This window comes from Shumkonia mesophila (assembly GCF_026163695.1).
GTDB lineage: Bacteria > Pseudomonadota > Alphaproteobacteria > Rhodospirillales > Shumkoniaceae > Shumkonia > Shumkonia mesophila.
Genome location: NZ_JAOTID010000004.1, coordinates 278,875 through 296,306 on the forward strand (window position 1 = coordinate 278,875; position 17,432 = coordinate 296,306).

16 protein-coding genes are annotated in these 17,432 nt (G+C 67.2%); 8 read left to right on the forward strand and 8 right to left on the reverse strand.

Translation table 11 applies throughout. The features are described from left to right. Positions 1 to 208 precede the first annotated feature (208 nt). Positions 209 to 1,018, forward strand: a complete 810-nt coding sequence (locus ODR01_RS09540) for a DUF2189 domain-containing protein (protein ID WP_316977408.1) — start codon at positions 209 to 211, stop codon at positions 1,016 to 1,018. A 290-nt stretch (positions 1,019 to 1,308) separates the two neighbouring features. Next, positions 1,309 to 2,334, forward strand: a complete 1,026-nt coding sequence (locus ODR01_RS09545; RefSeq protein WP_316977409.1) for a diguanylate cyclase — start codon at positions 1,309 to 1,311, stop codon at positions 2,332 to 2,334. A gap of 91 nt (positions 2,335 to 2,425) precedes the next feature. On the opposite strand, the gene ndk is transcribed toward ODR01_RS09545, so the two are convergent. Then, complete coding sequence (gene ndk / locus ODR01_RS09550; RefSeq protein ID WP_316977410.1) at positions 2,426 to 2,848, reverse strand: nucleoside-diphosphate kinase; 423 nt, start codon at positions 2,846 to 2,848, stop codon at positions 2,426 to 2,428. A gap of 385 nt (positions 2,849 to 3,233) precedes the next feature. Here ndk and ODR01_RS09555 point away from each other — a divergent pair, with 385 nt between their 5' ends. From ODR01_RS09555 to ODR01_RS09570, 4 genes are all read left to right on the forward strand, one after another. Further along, on the forward strand, positions 3,234 to 5,105 hold the full coding sequence (locus ODR01_RS09555) for an ABC-F family ATP-binding cassette domain-containing protein (RefSeq protein ID WP_316977467.1): 1,872 nt from the start codon (positions 3,234 to 3,236) through the stop codon (positions 5,103 to 5,105). A 122-nt stretch (positions 5,106 to 5,227) separates the two neighbouring features. Further along, positions 5,228 to 5,353 carry a hypothetical protein gene (locus ODR01_RS09560; RefSeq protein WP_316977411.1) on the forward strand — a complete coding sequence of 42 codons (126 nt, stop codon included), beginning with the start codon at positions 5,228 to 5,230 and terminating at the stop codon, positions 5,351 to 5,353. Positions 5,354 to 5,557: 204 nt separating this feature from the next. Next, positions 5,558 to 6,709: a metallophosphoesterase gene (locus tag ODR01_RS09565; RefSeq protein ID WP_316977468.1), complete on the forward strand. Its 1,152-nt coding sequence runs from the start codon at positions 5,558 to 5,560 to the stop codon at positions 6,707 to 6,709. Positions 6,710 to 6,951: 242 nt separating this feature from the next. Further along, complete coding sequence (locus ODR01_RS09570; protein WP_316977412.1) at positions 6,952 to 8,265, forward strand: uracil-xanthine permease family protein; 1,314 nt, start codon at positions 6,952 to 6,954, stop codon at positions 8,263 to 8,265. A gap of 226 nt (positions 8,266 to 8,491) precedes the next feature. Here ODR01_RS09570 and upp read toward each other — a convergent pair whose 3' ends face one another. After that, positions 8,492 to 9,145, reverse strand: coding sequence for a uracil phosphoribosyltransferase (upp, locus tag ODR01_RS09575; protein WP_316977413.1), 654 nt, complete (start codon positions 9,143 to 9,145; stop codon positions 8,492 to 8,494). A gap of 87 nt (positions 9,146 to 9,232) precedes the next feature. Further along, positions 9,233 to 9,922: a hypothetical protein gene (locus ODR01_RS09580; protein ID WP_316977414.1), complete on the reverse strand. Its 690-nt coding sequence runs from the start codon at positions 9,920 to 9,922 to the stop codon at positions 9,233 to 9,235. Positions 9,923 to 10,007: 85 nt separating this feature from the next. On the opposite strand from ODR01_RS09580, the gene ODR01_RS09585 reads away from it, so the two are divergent. After that, positions 10,008 to 10,607, forward strand: coding sequence for a hypothetical protein (locus ODR01_RS09585; RefSeq protein ID WP_316977415.1), 600 nt, complete (start codon positions 10,008 to 10,010; stop codon positions 10,605 to 10,607). A 6-nt stretch (positions 10,608 to 10,613) separates the two neighbouring features. Here the strand turns inward: ODR01_RS09585 and ODR01_RS09590 are convergent, their stop codons facing one another. Next, positions 10,614 to 11,468, reverse strand: a complete 855-nt coding sequence (locus ODR01_RS09590) for a carbohydrate kinase family protein (RefSeq protein WP_316977416.1) — start codon at positions 11,466 to 11,468, stop codon at positions 10,614 to 10,616. A gap of 117 nt (positions 11,469 to 11,585) precedes the next feature. Here ODR01_RS09590 and ODR01_RS09595 point away from each other — a divergent pair, with 117 nt between their 5' ends. Next, on the forward strand, positions 11,586 to 12,758 hold the full coding sequence (locus ODR01_RS09595) for a 3-phenylpropionate MFS transporter (protein WP_316977417.1): 1,173 nt from the start codon (positions 11,586 to 11,588) through the stop codon (positions 12,756 to 12,758). Positions 12,759 to 12,903: 145 nt separating this feature from the next. Here ODR01_RS09595 and ODR01_RS09600 read toward each other — a convergent pair whose 3' ends face one another. The 4 genes from ODR01_RS09600 to amrS all read right to left on the reverse strand — a co-directional run bounded on the left by ODR01_RS09600 (position 12,904) and on the right by amrS (position 17,394). Then, positions 12,904 to 13,350 (reverse strand): DNA polymerase III subunit chi, encoded by a 447-nt coding sequence (locus tag ODR01_RS09600; RefSeq protein WP_316977418.1) that lies wholly within the window; start codon positions 13,348 to 13,350, stop codon positions 12,904 to 12,906. A 34-nt stretch (positions 13,351 to 13,384) separates the two neighbouring features. Next, positions 13,385 to 14,911 (reverse strand): leucyl aminopeptidase, encoded by a 1,527-nt coding sequence (locus tag ODR01_RS09605; RefSeq protein ID WP_316977419.1) that lies wholly within the window; start codon positions 14,909 to 14,911, stop codon positions 13,385 to 13,387. A gap of 130 nt (positions 14,912 to 15,041) precedes the next feature. Next, on the reverse strand, positions 15,042 to 16,037 hold the full coding sequence (locus ODR01_RS09610; protein ID WP_316977420.1) for a lysylphosphatidylglycerol synthase transmembrane domain-containing protein: 996 nt from the start codon (positions 16,035 to 16,037) through the stop codon (positions 15,042 to 15,044). A 247-nt stretch (positions 16,038 to 16,284) separates the two neighbouring features. Continuing rightward, entirely contained in the window at positions 16,285 to 17,394 is a 1,110-nt protein-coding gene (amrS, locus tag ODR01_RS09615; RefSeq protein ID WP_316977421.1) for an AmmeMemoRadiSam system radical SAM enzyme, read from the reverse strand. Positions 17,395 to 17,432 lie beyond the last annotated feature (38 nt).

Genomic DNA, 17,432 nt, shown 5'->3' on the forward strand with positions numbered 1-17,432 from the left:
CTGAAAAGTATTGTAACACGACTAATAATAAATTGCACGTTTGTACCAATCGTGCATAATTGCCCGTATTAGGTGATCCGCACAGTGCTTCGTGAACACGTCGGTTGCCGTACGGCGCGATCGACAGCGTGATCGGCCCCTTGTGTCATCTTGGTTGCGTCACCCTGGCTTCGCGACCGTTGCCGGCAGCGGTTGAGGAGACACGGCAATGATGCAAGGAAACACCGTCGCCGGTGCCGGCGCCAAGATCGAAAGGCTGGAAGAACACCGCCAGCCGTTCGCGCTGACCATCGGACCGGCCGATTTGAAGGACGCCCTGCTCAAGGGTTGGGCCGACTTCGATGCGATGCCGACCCACCTGTTCTATCTCTGCCTGACCTATCCCATCGTCACCCTGATCGTCGCCAGGATCTATGCCGGCTACGAGGTGCTGCCGCTGGTCTTCCCGCTGCTGGCCGGCTATACGCTGATCGGCCCGCTGATCGCGGTCGGCACCTACGAGTTGAGCCGGCGGCGCGAGGCCGGGCTGCGGGTGTCGCGCTGGGATGCGCTCGAGGTCGTCCATTCCCCGGCGTTCGGCGGCATCGTCGCCCTCGGGCTGCTGCTGATGCTCTTCTATTTCGTCTGGCTGGCCGCCGCCTGGGTCCTCTATGCCGAGATCATCGGCACCCTGCCCGACTCGGTGGCCGACTTCGCCGACACCGTCCTGACCACGCCGGCGGGCTTTGCGCTCATCGTCGTCGGCTGCGGGGTGGGCTTCGTCTTCGCCGCCATCGTCTTCATGCTGAGCGTGGTCTCGTTCCCGATGATCCTGGATCGCAACGTGCCGGTCGCGGTGGCGGTCAGAACGTCGATCCGCGCCGTTCTCGCGAATCCGCTGACCATGGGGATTTGGGGCCTCGTCGTCGCGACCGCCCTGTTGCTCGGGGCGCTTCCGCTTTTTGTCGGCCTCGCCGTCGTTTTGCCGGTCCTGGGACATGCGACCTGGCATCTCTACCGGCGGGTCGTGACGTACTGAACCGCCGCGAGGCCGTGCGCGAGTCTCCATGGCTTCGGAAGACGGAAACCGTGACCGGCGTCTGGCGCGACGAAACCAGCCGTTCGGCCATGCCGTTTTTCGGCTGCTCGATTCTTTATCTGTTCCCGATCTTCGTCTTCCGGCTTGCCGATTCCCTTTTGATCCCATCGCCGCAGATCCCTGGCGGCCGTCATCGGCGTCATCTGGAATTCTGCCACGTCGCGAAAACTGCTATTCTCAGGCAGTATTGTCGTTTGTTTTATTGGTCATCCCGATTAAATCACAATCCTATGCGCCAGAAACGCCAGGACCTCATCCGTTCCCTGTTCGATGAGTACATCGAGATGTACGCCGCGCGCGACGATCTCTTGACGGAACGCTTCAGCGAAAATTTCAGCGGCTACACCGGCGGCGGCGATTTCCTCGTCAAGGACCGCGAGCACTGGGCGCGAATCACCCGCAAGGACTTCGCAGAGGTGCCCGGCCGTCTGCGCATCGAGATGCTGGACCTCTCGACGCAGGACTTGAGCGAGGACGTCGTCGTCACCACCGCCTTTTTCCACATTCACCTGCCCATCCCCGATTCCATTCTATCCAGGGAGACGGCGCGGCTGGTACTGGTTTTCCGCCGTGAAGACGGGGAGTGGAAGATTGCGCACAGCGGCATCTCCATCCCCTATCAGCTGTTGGCAAGCGGCGACGACGAGGTCTACCCGATCAATTGCCTGCACGAGCGCAACCGCGAGCTTGAAGCCATCGTCGAGGAGCGCACCGCCGCCCTGGAAGACGCCAAGACCAGGCTGGAGGCGCTCAGCAACACGGACGGACTGACCGGCATCGCCAACCGCCGCGCCTTCGATGGCATGCTGGCCCAGGAATGGAAACGCGGACAACGCGCCGGCACGCCGCTGGCCCTGATCATGCTCGACGTCGACCACTTCAAGAAGTTCAACGACCGCTACGGCCATCCGGCCGGTGACCGCTGCCTGCAGGCGCTGGCCGGGGCGCTGGCCCAGGCGGGGCGGCGGGCCGGGGAACTGGCGGTGCGCTACGGCGGCGAGGAATTCGTCATGCTGTTGCCCAATACCGGCGGGCACGACGCCTTGGAAACCGCCCACCACATCCAGCAGGGGGTGTGGGCGCTGGCCCTGCCGCACGCGGATGCGCCCACGGGCATCGTCACCGTCAGCCTCGGCGTGGCCAGCCTGGTGCCGTCAGCGCAACTCAATCCGGAAGATCTGGTGCAGCAGGCCGACTCCGCGCTTTACAGCGCCAAGCTGTCAGGGCGCAACTGCGTGCGTTCGGCGACGGCGTGACGTGGCGCGGGAACGAAAACCCCGCCCCGGTTGCCCGGGACGGGGTTTCGATGACGTGCCGTGCCGCTTGAAGGGGCGGCGGCGGAATAGGTCAGCCGACCAGCTCGGTCGCCGCGAAGAAATAGGCGATTTCGTCGCGCGCCGTTTCCGGGGCGTCGGAGCCGTGCACGGAATTCTCCTGCACGTTGACGCCGAGATCCTTGCGGATGGTCCCCGCCTCGGCGTTGGCCGGGTTGGTGGCGCCCATCACCTGGCGGTTGCGCTGGATGGCGTTGTCGCCTTCGAGCACCTGCACCACGATGGGGCCGGAGCACATGTAGTCGCACAGGTCGTTGAAGAAGGCCCGCTCGGCGTGGACGGCATAGAAGCCTTCCGCCTGCTTGCGGGTCAGGTGAATGCGCTTCTGGGCGACGATGCGCAGCCCCGCCTCTTCGAAACGGGCGACGATCTGGCCCGTGATGTTCCGGCGGGTGGCGTCCGGCTTGATGATGGACAAAGTCCGTTCGACAGCCATGCCCTAAAATCCTCCAATAGCTTCGTTTGTTCTCTGACATTCCCTCAAGAGACCCGCCCCCCGACGGTTTCCCGTTTTGCGTGGGCGCGGGCATCGGGCTCCCCTCGGAGCCGGCGCCTTATAGACAGATCGTGGGCGCGACGCAAGTGTCCCATCCGCCGCCGAGGGGGCGCAAAGGCGGCCACCCTGCCCTCTCCGCCGGTGGGGCGGAGCCGGTGTTTATTTTGGGGACACCATACTTTTATTTTGGGGACACCATACTTAATTCGCAAAAGACGTTACCCCTCGTGCGGCGAGTGATGAAATCGAATTAAGTATGGTGTCCCCAAAATAGGCCGAAACAGGCGTGGTTTTCCGGCGGGCCGGGGCGTGCTATGACGCCGCCATGCTGACGATCAACGACCTCACGCTACGCCTTGGCGGGCGCGTCCTCTTCGAGGGTGCCAGCCTGTTCGTGCCGGCCGGCCACAAGGTGGGCCTGGTCGGACGCAACGGTTCGGGCAAGACGACGCTGTTTCGAGTCATCTCCGGCGAGTTGGCCCCCGACAGCGGGTCGGTCACCCTGGCCGGGCGGCCGCGGGTGGGCCGCGTCGCCCAGGAAGCGCCGGACGGCCCGTCGAGCCTGCTGGAAACCGTGCTGGCCGCCGACGAGGAACGGGCCCGCCTGCTGATCGAGGCGGAGACGACGGCCGATCCGCTGCGCATCGCCGAGGTGCACACGCGGCTCACCGACATCGAGGCCCATTCCGCGCCCTCCCGGGCCGCCGCCATCCTGTCCGGCCTGGGGTTCGACGAGGCGGCCCAGGCTCGTCCCTGCCAGGAATTCTCGGGCGGCTGGCGCATGCGCGTGGCGCTGGCCGGGGCGCTGTTCGCCAGGCCCGACCTGCTGCTGCTGGACGAGCCCACCAACCACCTCGACCTCGAGGCCACCCTGTGGCTGGAGGGTTATCTGGCCGCCTGGCCGGGAACCCTTCTGGTGATCAGCCATGAGCGCCGGCTGCTCAACCGCGTCGCCGAGGAAATCGCCCATTTGAGCGAGCGCACGCTGACCCGCTATGCCGGCAACTACGATCGCTTCGAGCGGGTGCGCCGCGAAAACCTGGTGCGCGAGGCCCGGATGCGCGACCGCCAGGTCGCCGAGCAGAAGCGCATCCAGGCCTTCGTCGACCGCTTCCGGGCCAAGGCCACCAAGGCCCGGCAGGCGCAAAGCCGGCTCAAGATGCTGGCCCGCATGGAGCCGATCGCCGCGGTCATCGAGGAGCACACCACCGCCTTCCAGTTTCCGGCCCCCGAGCCGATGCCGCCGCCGCTGATCGCGTTGACCGGGGTTTCCGTCGGCTACGTGCCGGAAAAGCCGGTGCTCTCCCGCCTCAACCTGCGCATCGACATGGACGACCGGATCGCCTTGATCGGCGCCAACGGCAACGGCAAGTCGACCCTGGTCAAGCTGTTGAGCGGCCGGCTCGACGTGACGGAGGGGACGCTGCGCCGGCCCGGCAAGCTGCGCATCGGCTATTTCGCCCAGCACCAGGCCGAGGAGCTGGACATGGGCGGCACCGCCTTCAGCCATCTGGCCGCCCTCATGCCGGATGCCCGCGAATCGGCGGTGCGCGCCCATCTCGGCCGCTTCGGCTTCGGCCAGGACAAGGCCGACGTCAAGGTTTCCTCGCTCTCCGGCGGCGAAAAGGCCCGCCTGCTGTTCGCCATGATGAGCCGGGCCGACCCGCACATGCTGCTCTTGGACGAGCCGACCAACCATCTGGACGTCGACGCCCGGGAGGCCCTGGTCGAGGCGCTGAACGGCTTCGACGGCGCCGTCATCGTGGTCAGCCACGATGCCCACCTGATCGATTTGGTGTGCGACCGCCTGTGGCTGGTGGCGGACGGCACCTGCGCCCCCTTCGAGGGCAGCCTCGAGGATTACGCCCGCCACCTTGCCGAACAGCGCCGGGCCAACCGGCGCGGCGACGGCGAGGCCGGGGCCAACGACCGCAAGGAGGCGAGGCGCAACCGCGCCCAGGCGCGCGCCGACGCAGCCCCCCTAAGACGGGCCGCCCAGCAGGCCGAAAAACGCCTGGCTGAAGCGACCGAGTGCAAGAAGCGCCTCGAGGCCGAGCTGGCCGACCCCGCCACCTATGCGCGGGCGCCCGAGCGCGTCACCGCGCTGCAGATCGCCATGGCCGAGGCGCGAAGCGCGCTGGAGGCCGCCGAGGAAGCCTGGCTCGCCGCCCACGCCGCGCTGGACGAGGCAGAGTAGGCGCGATTCCCTCTCCCCCGTTTGCCAGCCGGGGGCGAGCGGGATTAGCTTAAGGCCCAACCCGTGCGGAGGGCTCGACCTGTCGTGGGTCGGGCATCATCCAAAAGAAGCGGAGGATTGGGATGCGTTCGACCAGCGACGCGAAACGCGCGCGTCCGATGGTGCAATGGCTGGCCACCGGCGGCGCCGGCCTCGAGGCTGGCCGCTCCATCATCCGGGCTTGTCCCCTCTTCGGCCCAATGGCCTGACGGCCTGACTCCCGCGGACGGAGGGAGCGGGGGGATGCCCCTTCTCCCCTTTTCCGTGCCCGGCCGTTGGCGCGTTGCGCCGACCCTCGCCATGGACAAGACCCCGCCCGATCTGCTTATCTCGGGCGGGCGTCTGTCCGCGCCCATCCCCCCGCCGCCAACCGATGGAAGGGACCGGCCATTCGCAAAGTCCCGTTGAGCACCATGATCATCTTCCATGTGATTCCCCTCGCCATCTTCCTTTACGTGGCCTGGCGGTTCGTCCTGCCGCTGCCGGTCGGTCCGGCCTGGAAGGGGCTGGCGGCGCTGGCCCTGCTGGCGATCTCCCAGCAGCACCTCGTCGTGCGCACGTTCTTCGGCAGCTTGGCCTCGCCGGAACTTCCCGCCCCGGTGCTGATCGCCGTCGGCTGGCTGTTCGGCGCCTTCATTCTGCTGGCGGGGTTGCTGCTGCTCAGGGATCTCGCCGCCGTCGTCCTCCTGCTGGCCGCCAAGGCGGGCCTTTCGGCGGGGATTTCGGTTTCCGGCGTCGGCTGGGCCTTGGGCGCCGGCGTCGCCGCGCTCGTCCTCTCGGCGTTCGGGGTGTGGCAGGCCGTCCGCGTGCCCGACGTGCGCACCCTCGACATCGCCATCCCCGGCCTGCCGGCCGAGCTCGACGGCCTCAACCTGGTGCAGATCAGCGACCTGCACGCCAGCCGCCTGTTCGCGGCGCCGTGGGTCGAAGCCGTGGTGGAGAAGGCCAACGCGCTCGATCCCGATGTCATCCTGTTGACCGGCGATCAGGCCGACGGCCCGGCCGACCGGCGCGCCACCGACGTGGCGCCGCTCAGGGGGCTTAAGGCCCGGCACGGCGTCTTCGCCATCACCGGCAACCACGAATACTACTCGGGCCACGCCGCCTGGATGGCCGCCTTCGAGGACCTCGGCATGCGCGTACTGATGAACGAGCACGTGGTGATCGGCCAGAACGGCCGCTCGCTGGTACTGGCCGGCATCACCGATGCCGCCGCTTTCGGCTTCGCGCTGACGGCCCCCGACATCGGCGCGGCGCTGGCCGGGGCGCCCAAGGATGCCCCCGTCGTCCTGATGGCGCACCGGCCGCCCGGGGCGGCGCGGCACGCCGAGGCCGGCGTCGACCTCCAGCTTTCGGGGCACACTCACGGCGGCCAGATCCCGGGCATCAAGGCGCTGGCGCGGCACTTCAACGAGGGGTTCGTCTCCGGCCTCTATGCGGTCGGCGGCATGCAGCTTTACGTCAGCAACGGCACCGGCCTGTGGCCCGGCTTCCCGCTGCGCCTCGGCAGCCCCGCCGAGATCACCCAGATCGTGCTGCGGGCCCGCGCGGCCGGCCAGGGCTGACCCCGCCGGACCGTCGCCCTGGGCAACCGGAAAGATCGTTGACACGGTCGTCTTCCAACATCGGCCCCACCCAGGGATTCCGCCATTTGTGGATAACTAGGGGAAAATATCGGAAAAATTGGGCTTTATCCCGTTCCCCCGATATGCGAAAGCCTTTGCTCCGAGACCGGGCTTTCGGAATCGGGCCATGAGGGGTGCCACCGGGCCGCGGTCCTGCGACCATAAATGGGGGGAATCCCGCAATGCCCGAAAAATGCGTTCTCGACGTCAATGAACGCCCGGCCCCGGGGCCGTGGCTGCTGTTCAGCCTCCAGCACCTCTTCGCCATGTTCGGCGCCACCGTGCTGGTGCCCTTCCTGACCGGCCTCAATCCCGCCGTCGCCCTGGTTTCCAGCGGCCTCGGCACGCTGCTTTACATCGTCATTACCCAGGGCAAGATCCCGGTCTACCTGGGGTCCTCCTTCGCCTTCATCGGCCCCATCCTGGCAGCCAAGACCATCGGTGGCCTGGACGGCGCCCTGGTTGGCTGCGCGGTGGCCGGCCTGGTCTACGTGGTGGTCGCCGGCTTCATCGCCAAATACGGCGTCGATTGGCTGCTGCGCCTGCTGCCCCCGGTGGTGATCGGCCCGGTCATCATGGTGATCGGCTTAGGGCTAGCCCCCGTCGCCATCAAGATGGCGACCGGCCAGGCGGCCGGCGGCCCCTACAGCTCCGAGCAGTTCATCGTCGCCCTCTCGGCGCTCGGCATCGCGGTCGTCTTCGCCACCTTCATGCGCGGGATCTTCGGGCTGATCCCCATCCTGTTCGGCGTGCTGGGCGGCTATCTGGTGGCCATCCCCTTCGGCTTGGTCGACCTCGCCAAGGTCGCCACGGCGCCGCTGTTCGTGATCCCCGAGTTCATGATCCCCGGCGTCACCGTTTCGCCGGTGGTTTCGCTGTCCATCATCCTGATGGTGGCCCCCGTCGCCCTGGTCACCATCGCCGAGCACATCGGCGACCAGACGGTGATCAGCAAGGTGACCGGGCGCAACTTCCTGGTCAATCCCGGCCTGCATCGCTCGCTCCTGGGCGACGGCCTGGCCACCAGCCTGGCCGCCCTGATCGGCGGCCCGCCCAACACCACCTATGGCGAGAACATCGGCGTCGTCGCCATCACCCGGGTGTTCAGCGTCTACGTCACCGGCGGCGCCGCGGTGCTGGCCATCGTCTTCGGCTTCGTCGGCGTCATCTCGGCCTTCATCCAGAGCATCCCGACCGCCGTCATGGGCGGGGTGTGCATCATGCTGTTCGGCATCATCGCCGCCTCGGGCATGCGCCTCATGGTCGACCGGCGGGTCAACTTCGCCGAGAAGCGCAACCTGATCATCGCCTCGGTCATCCTGGTCATCGGCGTCGGCGGCGCGGTGATCCACGTCACCGACACGGTCCAGATGTCGAGCATGGCGCTGGCCGCCGTTTCCGGTGTCATCCTCAACCTGGTGATGCCGGGCCGCCAGAAGGGCGCCGCCGGCGAGGCGCTGTTCGCCCCCGAACCGGAAGCCGCACCGGCCGAGTAGTCAATCTCCACACGCAGACAACCCCCCCGCCGGGCGGCCAGCCCGGCGGGGGTTCTTTTTGTCCGCTCGCTTCCAAACCGTCATGCCCCGGCGGCAGCTGTTCAGCCCGGGGCATCCAGCCTTTCGGCACTCCGGATTGCCCGGACTTCGCCGGGCAATGACGAATTGTAAAGGCCACTAGTCCCGATCCCGAGGTCGGGGCAAAGGCGTCGCGAAGCACAGAGCGTCACTTGGTGCCGAACAGGCGGTCGCCGGCGTCGCCGAGGCCGGGCACGATGTAGGCCTTCTTGTTGAGCCGCTCGTCGAGCGAGGCGACGTAGACCGGCACGTCGGGATGGGCATCCAGCAACACCTGCACGCCCTCCGGCGCGGCGACCAGGGCCATCAGCCGGATGTTGGCGTCCTTGACCCCGTGATTGTTGAGCACGTCGATGGCGTGCGCCGCCGAATAGCCGGTGGCCAGCATGGGGTCGGTGACGATGAAGGTGCGCCCGCGCGCCGCCGGCAGTTTGACCAGGTATTCCACCGGCCGCTTGGTCTCGGGGTCGCGATAAAGCCCGATGTGCCCGACCCGGGCCGAGGGCATCAACTCCAGCAGCCCATCGGCCATGCCGGTACCGGCCCGAAGGATGGGAACGACGGCCACCTTCTTGCCCTTGATGACCGGGGCTTCCTCCATCGGCGCCACCGGCGTCTCGATGACCTCGGTAGTCATCGGCAGGTCGCGCGTGATCTCGTAGCCCATCAAGAGCGAGATTTCCTTCAACAGCCCGCGGAAGTCCCGCGTCGGCGTCGTCGTCTTGCGCATGTGGGTGAGCTTATGGAGGATCAACGGATGATCGAGGATGAAAAGGTTCGGGAATTCCGGCGTCGTCTGCATCCTGGCGGCCCCTCTCGGCGGTTTTGTCACCAATAGCAGGGAAGGCCGGCCTCCGACAACGCTTCAAAGCGTCGGTCGCGGTCCGCCCTATAGAGCGTCGTTGGAAAAAGTGAAGGTAATCCGCCGACCCTGCGGATCGGAGCCGGAACCGTTGCCGTTGCATTGCCTGTGGCTTGTGTAGATGCCGGCTGCGCTTAAGCCGTTATTACAGGCCACCGACCAAGTCCCCTCGGGTGGGTTCGTGGTCCTGTACTTGCCGCGCGCCCACATCCACTGCCCAACGCATTCCACCTTCGGCTCGCCAAAAGACAGAATGATCTCTCCGCGGTCGGTCAATGAACTGGTGCGCATGAGGCCGATGGCCAGCGGCACGACGCCCTCCCATTGCAGCGCCACCGTCATTTCGTTGGCGGCAAGGGAACTTCCCGCCCTTTTGGGCTGACTGGGCCCCGACGTTACCCTTGCCGTCGGTGCGGGTGCGGCAGCGGCCTTGTTCGCCTCGGCCTTCCCTGCGCCTTCCCTCGCTGCGGCCAGCAAGGTCACGCAATCCTCGACCTTCAACCCACGGATCTTCGCCTCGCGGACCGAGGGTTGGTAGGCGTCAACGGACTCCCACGCCGCCGGCCCGGAACGAGTGGCAATCGCCGTCCGACAAACCTGCAGGTCTGTCCGGTAGGCCAAACTCCCACCGCTCCCGGCCCCCCCGCTCAACTGACAGGCGCCGATCGCCAGAAGGGCGGGCGCAACCACGCCAATAACGGAGATGTTCCTTGCCAATATAGCGTCCCCCCGTCAAAATACCGTGGTTGAAAAGAAAAAACTATGCAACTCAATAGTAGTTGGGTCAATGGGGGAAACGTCGATGCGACTAGCAATCATCATCTGCTCCATTGTCTTTGCCGGATCGGGCTGCGTCACGACCGATCCCGGCACGGTTAAAGACGTCACGGGGAAGGTCATATCCAGCAGCGGCTTTGAAAAAATAGGAGATGAGCAATCAAAGATAAAATATATAGGCCAACGTTCCGTAGAAGAGCGAACGTATGTATCAAGCAATGATGCTCGATATGAGACCATTAAACTAAATGGAATGCCTGTATTCTATTACAGCAGCCTCTATGGGGAAAGGGATTGGAATCACCCTCCAAAACAGAGCCTGGAAAATCGCATCGAATCCCAGGCTTTCCAACACAATCTTGATGAATATGGCGCCAAGGGAAACGACTATTCCATCACAAAAAGAAAAACGAAACACGGCACCGCGTATTGGGCTAGTGTGTCTGGCACTAGCGGAAGCTGCATGATTTTGATCTTGCGATTTGGCAGGCTGGGATGGTCCCATTGGAGCGGCGGCACTTCAGAGATTCGCGCCGTTGGTTGCGGCAAAGTCACAGGAATAGCCGCCGAGCGAGCCGTCAATGATGTTTTCGCGGAAATCGACAACCTGGAATTTGTCGAGTAGTGGCCCCTAACACCCCGTCAGCCGTTTCACCGCATCGGGGGGCAGCTGCGAGCCTTCGGAGAGCACCGCCTCGGTGCCCCAGGCGATGGCGACGTCGAGCGCCGCCTCCATGGGCCGGCCCGAGGCCAGGCCGTGGATGAGGCCGGCGGCGAACGAATCCCCCGCCCCGGTGGTGTCGAGCGCGGTGACCTGGCGGGCCCGCCGCTCGATCTCGCGGCCGTCGCGGCCGTAGGCGACGGCGCCCCAGGCGCCGCGCGTCACCACCGCCCATTCCAGAAGGTCGCCGGCAACGGCCTTGGCCGCCTGCCAGGGGTCGGCCAGCGCGGCGGCCGTCAGGTCGGAGGCCGAGCCGACCACCACGTGGGCCGGCCGGGCGCCCGTGGCGCAGGGCGGGATGTGGGCGATGACCCGGCAATGCTTCGCCTTCTCGGCCAACAGCGGCGCCAGGTTCAGGGCCCGGCTGCGCACGTAGAGCCAGTCGGCCGGTAACTCGACGAGACGGGCCGGCGGCTCGGGCTCGGTCGTGCGATGCAAATTCACAATGGTGCGCTCGCCGCCGACCTCGACCATGATCACCGAGCGCGTCGTCGCCGCGCCCTCGATCACCTTGACGGCCCCGGCGTCCACCCCGGCCGCCTTGAGGCCGGCCAGCAGACGCCGGCCGGTGTCATCGTCCCCCACCGCCGCCACCAGCGCCACGGCATGGCCGGCCAGGGCCAGCGGCATCGCCGTGTTGGCGCCGCCGCCGCCGAGCCGCACGCTGAGGCCCCGCCCCTCGAGGTGGCCGCCGACGCGCAAGGGCTCGTCCAGGCGCACGACGGTGTCCTCGCCGATCGATCCGACGACGGTGATGCGGGCCATGGCGTCCCCCCTTTCGCCCCCAGCCTAGCCAGAGCGGGCGAGCAGGGCAACCCGCCCCCCTTGCGCGGCGGCGCCGGGTGGGTTATCGCGATACCCCAGCGAAGCGGACGGCGAACCATGGCAGACGGCACTCCAGGGTCGAAGCGCGGATACGGCATCGCCGTCCGGCTGTCGCTGTTCTACGTGGCCTTCTTCGGCATGATCGGCGTCTACATGCCGTTCTGGCCGGTATGGCTGGTCTCGCGCGGGCTGGAGCCCACCGAAATCGGCCTCCTGCTCGGCATCGCCGCCGGGGTGCGCCTGTTCGCGGCGCCGCTGATCGCCGGCGTCGGCGACCGCTCCGGCCGGCGCCGGCGGCTGATCGCCGCGCTGGCCATCGGCGCCCTGGCAGCTTTCGCGCTTTACGCCTGGACCCTCGGTTTCTGGCCGATCCTCGCCGTCACCGTGCTTTTCACCGTGGTGTGGTCGCCGCTGATGCCGCTGGGCGAGACGTTGGTCAACCTGGCGGTCCGCCGGCACGGCCTGCAATACGGCCCGATCCGCCTGTGGGGCAGCCTGGGCTTCATCGTCGCCGCGGTCATCGGCGGCCGGGCGCTGGTCGGACGGCCCGACGACATCATCTTCTGGCTTCTGCTGGGCCTGGTGGCGGCGACGGCGGCGGCCTGCGGGCTGCTGCCGGAGGCGCCGCCCGACGACGACGGCGGCCGCCGCCCGCCCCTGCGCTCGGTCCTGGCCAACCCCGGGTTCCTGCTGTTCCTGGCCGCCGCCGGGCTGATCCAGAGCAGCCACGGGGTCTATTACGGGTTCGGCACACTCTACTGGAAGACGCTCGGCTATTCCGAGGCGGCGATCGGCGCCCTGTGGGCCGAGGGGGTGATCGCCGAGGTGGTGCTGTTCGCCTTCAGCGGCCGCATCACGAAACGGTTCAGTCCGTCGGCCCTCATCCTCATCGGCGCCCTGGCCGCCGTGGCGCGCTGGACGGTGACCGGGCTGACCGGCGCGCTGCCGGCCGTGGCCCTCATGCAGCTCCTGCACGCCCTCACCTTCGGCGCCACCCACCTGGGGGCCATCACTTTCATCATGCAGCGGGTGCCCCCCGCCCTCTCGGCCACCGCGATGAGCCTCTACGGCTCGGTGCTGGCCGGGCTGGCCATGGGCGCCTCGATCCTGCTGTCGGGGCCGCTCTACGCCGCCTTCGGCGGTGGCGCCTACCTGGCGATGACAGGGATCGGGGTGGCGGGCGCCGGCCTTGCCCTGCTGCTAGCGCGACGCACCGGCGAGGAGCGATGAGTCAACCCTCTCCGCCCTTCACGGGGGGAGAGGGTGGCGCGTCAGCGCCGGGTGAGGTGGGCCTTGCCGCCGCCGGAGAATCCCCCACCTCACCCCGGCCCTCTCCCCCCCGTTGGGGCGGAGAGGGAGTGATTCCTGATTGTCCTTATCCCTTCTTCTCCCACCCGCCGGCTTCGGTCTGCTGCCAGTAGGTGAGGGTGTGGCCGGCTTCCTTGTAGGCCTTCCAGCGTTCGCGGGCGGCCTGGAGGGCGGCGGCGTCGTTGCCGTCGAACAGGTTGAAGCACCGCTCGTAGGCGTCTATCGGCCCGTCGCGGCCGTCGGTCAGGAACAGGAAGGCGGCGCCGTTGGGGTTGTCTTCCCCCGCCGTCAGCCACACCGGCTGCTCGTCGGCATTGCCGTCCCGGTGGCTTCCGTGCGGAAGCCACGACTTGTCCCCGTAGGTCCACAGCGAGAGGTTCAGGGCCTCGACCCGTTCCTCCGAGCCGGCCATGACGACGGCGCGCTTGCCGGCCGCCAGCGTCTTTTCCAGCAGGCGCGGCAGCACCCGTTCGAGGGGCGACTTCTGCAAATGGTAGAAGGCGATTTCGCCCATGCCCCTCCTCCCGGTTCCGGCCCCTTGGGCCGCCCTACTTCTTTTCGTAGAAGTCGGCGACGAAGCGGTCCAGCAGGCGCACCCCGAAGGCGGTGCCGCCCTTGGGCACGGTCGGCTTGTCCTTCTTGCCCCAGGTGACGCCGGCGATGTCGAGATGGGCCCACGGCGTGCCGTCGACGAAGCGTTGCAGGAACTGGGCGGCGGTGATGGACCCGGCGGAGCGCCCGCCGCTGATGTTCTTGACGTCGGCGGCGTCGGATTTCAGCATCTTGTCGTATTCGTCGTCCAAGGGCATCCGCCACACCCGCTCGCCGACCGCCTCGCCGGCGGCGAACAGGCGCTGGGCCAGCTCGTCGTTGTTGGAGAAGAGGCCGGCCAATTCCTCGCCCAGCGCGATGATGATGGCCCCCGTCAGGGTGGCGAGGTCGACCATCAGGCGCGGCTTGAAGCGGTCCTTGCAGTACCACAGCACGTCGGCCAGCACGAGGCGGCCCTCGGCGTCGGTGTTGAGAACCTCGATGGTCTGGCCCGACATCGATTTGACGATGTCGCCCGGCCGCTGCGCGCTGCCCGAGGGCATGTTCTCGACCAATCCGATGATCCCGACGACGTTGACCTTGGCGCCGCGCCCGGCCAGCGCCTTCATCAGGCCGATGACGACGCCGGCGCCGCCCATGTCCCACTTCATGTCTTCCATGCCGCCGGCCGGCTTGATCGAGATGCCGCCGGTATCGAAGGTGACGCCCTTGCCGATGAAGGCGATCGGCTCGGCATCCTTGGCGGCCTTGCCCTTGCCCGCACCGTTGGGCAGGCCCTGCCAGCGCATGACCACCACGCGGGGCTCGCGCACGCTGCCCTGGGCGACGCCCAGCAGCGCGCCCATGCCCAGCTTTTCGAGCTGCGCCTTGCCCAGCACCTCGACATCGATGCCAAGCTCGGTCAGCGTCTTGGCCTGATCGGCCAGCGTCGCCGGATAAAGCACGTTGGCGGGCTCGGAAACCAGGTCGCGGGTCAGGAAAACGCCGTCGGCGATGGCGTTCAAGCCCTCGAAGCGGCCCTTGGTCTTGGCGGCGTCGGGGGTGAGGATGCGCAGCGACTTGAGCGACGGCTTGTCGTCCTTCTCTTCCTTGGTCAGGTACTTGTCGAAACGGTACGAGCGCAGGCGCGCCCCGAAGGCCACCTCGGCCGCCATGTCGGGGGCGGTCATCGCGCATCCCTCGATGGCGTCGACGGCCACCTCGACGGTGGCGTGGCCGCGCGTTCCCAATTCGGCATAGATCTGGCCGCCCAGCCCTTGCAGGCGCGTCGCGTCGATCTCGTCCCCCTTGCCCAGGCCCACCACCAGAACGTGATCCAGCTTCGATCCCCCGGGCGCCAGCAGGGTCAGGCTCTGGTCCTTCTTGCCCTTGAAGCGCGGCGCCGCCTTGATGGCGCGCCCGATGGCCCCCTTGAGCTGCTTGTCCAGCGCGGCGGCGGAAGGCGTCAGCTTGCCCCCCTCCAGGACAGAGACCACGACAACGCCCGATTCGGGCAACTGAGGCTTGGAGAACGAAATCTTCATTATCCCTCCGCTGGGTGGGCCAGACCGCCATCACTGCGGGTTTTCCGCCGGCCGCAACACGCGACCCGGCGAACCCGGTCCCCTGAATTTAGCAGTGATGGCGCCAAAAGGAAGGGCCGTGGCGGAAAAACTAGTCGCCGGGGTGCGCCATGCCCGGCGTTTCGGCCTTGCCCAGGCCGGCGGCGACGTCCTTGGCGCGGGTCCCGCTGGCCAGCCAGACCAGGCCGCCCGGCAACGCCACGGCCAGGGTGAAGAAGCCATAAAGAACCGACATCACCAGGGCGTCGGCGGGGGCCACGCCGATCAGCCCGAAGGCATAGACCATGCTGCCCTCGCGGACCCCCCAGCCGGCGACCGAGATGGGCAACGCCGAGATCAACAACACCGGCAGGAACAGCGCCAGGACATCGATCGGGCCGACGGCAAGGTTCAAGCCCCGGGCCAGCACGAATACCGCCATGGCCAAGGTGGCGTGGCCGAGCGCCGCCGAGCCGATCGCCGTAAGCGCGCGACGCGGCGAGAAGAAGATGGTGCGGGTGTCGACGGCCAGGTTGGCCAGCGCCGCCATGATCTTGCCCCGCCGGAAGGTCTCGGGGATGCGATCGAGGAGGGCGATGAAGACAATGCCGCCGATAACCGCCGCCACCCCGACGCCGGCCACCGGCACGATCCACGCTCCCGCCGCCTCGCCGACCCGGCCCATGAAGACCGGCTGGATCGCCGCCACCATGAAGACCAGGGCGGCGACGGTAGCCACCCTTTCGAGCATGATGGCGCTAATGGCGGTGCGCAGGCTGACACCGTCGCGGTAAACCAGATAGGTGCGAACGGCATCGCCCCCCACCGAGGCCGGCAGCGTCTGGTGGAAGAAGTTTCCGATGTAGAAAAGGTGGAGCAGGCGGGGAAAACGGACTTGGGCGCCCAGCGGAACAAGGGCGGAGCGCCAGCGAAAGGCGCAGGCGACGTATTGCAGCAGGAAGACGGCCGCCGCCAGCACCAGCATCTCGGGCGCCACCTGCAAGGCGCGGGCCTTCACCGCCGCCAGGTCGACCTTCGAGAGCACGAACACGATCAGCGCCGCCGAGATGAGGATCTTCGGAATCAGCAGCAGCCATTTCTTGGACATCGGGGACGCCATGGTGGGGAAGCGGGAAAGCCGGCCGTGTTTACCACAAATCCGGTTCCGTTGCAGGGCAATCCGTCGTTCGGTCCATCGTGATTTTTGCGGACACAACGGCCAGAACCCTCTCCGCCCGCGAGGGGGGAGAGGGTGGCGCGCAGCGCCGGGTGAGGTGGGCGGAGCCTCGGCGTTCCCCACCTCACCCCCGCCCTCTCCCCCCCAAAGGCGGAGAGGGGGAGAATATTCAGTGGCCTCAGGCGGCCGTGAGGCGGACCGGCTGGCGTTTGCGGCCCCAGGTGCCGGGCGGGCCGTCGAAGACGCCGGCGCACGGCGTGCCGCACGAACCGCAGCGGCCGTCCGCCGTCAGGTTCCAGGTGGAAAGCTCGTACCAGTCGCGCCCGATCAGCATTTCCCCGCACCCGTGGCAATAGGTGCTGTCGGCCGCCGGGTCGTGGACGTTGCCGACGTAGGCGTAGCGAACCCCGCCGTTGGTCGCGATCTTGCGGGCCCGGGTCAGGGTGGCGGCCGGTGTCGCCGGGGTGTCCAGCATCTTCCAGTCGGGATGGAAGGCCGAGAAATGCAGCGGCACGTCGGGGCCCAGGTTCTCGACCACCCAGGCCACCATCCGTTCGAGTTCCTCCGTCGAGTCGTTCTCGCCGGGGATCAAAAGGGTGGTGATCTCGAACCACACGTCGGTTTCGTGCTTGAGGTACTTCAGCGTGTCCAGCACCGGCTCCAGGCGGGCCGTGCACAGCCGCCCGTAGAAGTCCTCGGTGAAGCCCTTGAGGTCGACGTTGGCGGCATCCATGTGGCGGTAGAACTCGACCCGCGGCTCCTTCGAGATGTAGCCGGCCGTCACCGCCACCGTCTTGATGCCGCGCTCGCGGCAGGCCGCCGCGACGTCGACGGCGTATTCCAGGAAGATCACCGGATCGTTGTAGGTAAAGGCGACGCTGCGACACCCCGTGCGGACCGCCGCCTCGGCGATCGCCTCGGGGCTCGCCAGATCGGACAGCCTGTCGAACTGGCGCGACTTGCTGATGTCCCAGTTCTGGCAGAACTTGCAGGTCAGGTTGCATCCCGCCGTGCCGAACGACAGGATCGGCGTGCCCGGCAGGAAGTGGTTCAGCGGCTTCTTTTCGATGGGGTCGATGCAGAAGCCGCTGGAGCGCCCATAGGTGGTCAGCACCATGCCGTCGCCGTGGCGGGCGCGCACGAAGCACAGGCCGCGCTGGCCCTCGTTGAGCTTGCAGAGACGCGGGCACAGGTCGCACTGCACGCGCCCGTCATCGAGGGCGTGCCAATAGCGGCCTGGAAAGAGGTCGGACGGCGACAGTGTGTGGGTGGTTTCGCCCATGGTCATGCATTCACCGGCAGAGGAGCCGGTATCGATCCAAAGGT